Annotated in this window: 2 protein-coding genes and 1 pseudogene; all 3 read right to left on the bottom strand. The window is 72.5% G+C overall.

The annotated features are described in order from the left end of the window. Positions 1 to 92: 92 nt before the first annotated feature. On the bottom strand, positions 93 to 1,067 hold the full coding sequence (trbG, locus tag V7050_RS20340; RefSeq protein WP_324374372.1) for a P-type conjugative transfer protein TrbG: 975 nt from the start codon (positions 1,065 to 1,067) through the stop codon (positions 93 to 95). Next, a complete protein-coding gene (gene trbF / locus V7050_RS20345) occupies positions 1,064 to 1,753 on the bottom strand; it encodes a conjugal transfer protein TrbF (RefSeq protein ID WP_324370720.1) in 690 nt (229 codons plus the stop codon). The genes trbG and trbF overlap by 4 nt, the downstream gene beginning before the upstream one ends. Beyond that, positions 1,750 to 2,451: pseudogene (locus V7050_RS20350) on the bottom strand (P-type conjugative transfer protein TrbL); the annotation flags it as partial. The gene trbF and the pseudogene V7050_RS20350, both read right to left, overlap by 4 nt.

The raw sequence follows: 2,451 nt of genomic DNA on the forward strand, positions 1-2,451 counted from the left end.
GAGCCCGATGATCACCTTGCGGGAAATCCGCGTGACGCGCGGCGGATCGGCGCGCAGGCGCATGGCGGCAGCGGTGTCGGTCGATGTCTCGCTCATGTCCCCCGCTCCGCATCGTGCCGCACCGCTGCCACTTCGGTCTGGGGCTCGATCCGCACAATTCGCACCACCTCCTGCCGGGGACCGCGTCCGAGGCGCAGCTCGGCGGCGCCGAAGAGCCTGTCGACGATCAGCACATTGCCGTGGATGCGGGAGTTGACGATCTCGAGCTCACCATCGGCGCCGAGCACGAAGAGCGGCGGCATCTCGCCCTGGGCGATGCCGCGGGGGAAGACGACATAGACCCGGCGCCCGTCATCGAAGACGGAAACCGGACGCCAGGGCGGGGTGTCGCCCTGCAGTCCGTAGCGGTGGTTGCGGGCATGCGCGGGCGGGATGCGCGGCGTGGCCGGCGCGACGCGTGGAGCGTCGGGCGCGCGCGGATAGGCCCAGGAGATGGCGGGCATCCAGGTCTCTTCGCTGGCGTTGAGCTCGATCAGGTAAGTCCGCCGGTCGGTCGAGATCACGAGGTTGGTGCTTATGTCGGGCCGCGTGGGCTTCACCAGGACGAGGACGCGGGTGTCGCGGCCCGCGCCGCTTTCGGTGTCGCCGATGATCCAGCGCGCGGTGTCGCCGGCGGCGATCGGCCCGGTGCCGGCGAGGCGTTCGCCGGGTTCGAGCGCGATGGTCGTAATCTGGCCGGGGGCGGCGTAGACCTGATAGAGCGCGCCCTCGGACCAGGGGTAGATCTGGATTGCGTTGAAATACCCTGCCTGCCGCGGTTCGACGCGCGCGGCCTGATTGGCATTGCCGACCTGGGCGACGGGTGTGGCGGCGGCCTCCCCGCCCCGGCTCGGGGTCCAGGCGGGCGGGACATGGAGTGGGCGCGGGCGGTCGTCGGGCGCGGCCACGGGCGGCGACGGTAAGGGCGGGACAGCGTCGTCATAGGCGAATGCGGGCGGACGGTCGCTGGCGCAGCCTGCGAGGAGCGTGGTGGCCAAGAGAATGGTGGGCAGGATCGGTCGGGTCATTGGCTCATCTCCCGCGACCAGTTGATCGCGTTGATGTAGATTCCGAGGGGGTTGGCGCGCAGGCGGTCCGCCGTGCGCGGCGGGTCGATCACGATGGTCAGGATCGCGGTCCAGCGTTCGGTCCGGGCGAGCTGGCCGTTCTCGTAATGCCGCTCGGACCAGGCGACCCGGAAACTGTCGGGCGAGGCGCGGATGACGCTCGAGATCTCGACCGAGACCTGATCCTCGCCGACCCGCGTGAAGGGGTCGTTGGCGCGGGCATGGTCGTTCAGCGCCAGCGCACCGCGGTCGGTGGTGAACTCATAGGCGCGGAGCCAGTTCTGCCGGACGACGATGGGATCGGCGGGCAGGCCCCGGACCTCCTCGATGAAGCGGGCGAGATGCCAGGCGATCTGCGGATCGCTCGGTCGGTACCCGGCGCTGGCCGCCTCGACGGCGCGGGCCTCGCCATGCCGGTCGATCTCGACGACGTAAGGCACCACGGTGCCGCGCGCCGATTGCCAGACCAGCGCGGTGGCGAAGCCGCCCGCGAGGATCAGGCAGCCGAAGGCCATGAGGCGCCAGTTCTTCGCCTGCACCCGGGCGGAGCCGATGCGCTCGTCCCAGACCTGGGCCGCCTTCTGGTACGGGGTCTCGGGTTCCGGGGTCTTGCTGTAATGCGCGGCGGCGCGTTTGAAGAGGCTCATGGGCGGTCGCTTTCGGAGAGGGAAACGGAGGTGCCGGAGCCGGGGCTGTCCCCGGCGCGCAGCGCATGGGTGGCGGCGGAGACGCCCTGGCTCATGGCCTGGCTGCGGCGCATGGAGCGCGCCCAGGCGGGAGGGCTGCCTGCGGGGGCGGACATGGCGGCCGAGGCGCCTGCCACGCTGCCAAGCGACGAGGCGCCGCCGGTGGCGGCAAAGCCTGCTCGGGAACCTGCGGCATGGCTTGCCTTGAGGGCGCCCGAGGCCGCAGCGGCGGCCCGGCGTAGGGGCGAAATGGCAGCCGCGCCCCCTGCCCGCGCCAAGCCGCCGAGACCGGAGGCGACACCGGCGGCCCCGGTCTGGCCCATCGATCCGAGGCTGTAGGCGGTGGAAGCGGCGCCGGTGGCGGCAGCGGCCCCGCGCGTCGCGGCTGCCCCGCCCGAGGCGAGCGCCCCGGCCCCGCGGGCGCCGAGCATGGCCGCGCCGCCGGCCGCGACGGTGGCGCCGCCGACGGCAAGCCCGGTGCCGACGGCAGCACCCGCGCCCAGTTGCGGCCCGCCTGAGACGAGGCCGGTGGCGATGCCAGGGCCAAAGATGCCGAGGCCGAGCAGCGAAAGCGCCGCCAGAACGATCGCCATGGCCTCGTCGATGGTGGGCGTCACGCCGCCGAAGCCAGCGGTGAACTGGCCGAAGAGCGTAGAGCC

Origin of the sequence: Amaricoccus sp. (assembly GCF_036846665.1) — a bacterium.
Taxonomy (GTDB): domain Bacteria; phylum Pseudomonadota; class Alphaproteobacteria; order Rhodobacterales; family Rhodobacteraceae; genus Amaricoccus.

What these genes read in the sequence shown, in the direction of transcription:
- trbG (WP_324374372.1), bottom strand. Translation starts at nt 1,067, where the DNA reads ATGACCCGACCGATCCTGCCCACCATTCTCTTGGCCACCACGCTCCTC.
- trbF (WP_324370720.1), bottom strand. Translation starts at nt 1,753, where the DNA reads ATGAGCCTCTTCAAACGCGCCGCCGCGCATTACAGCAAGACCCCGGAA.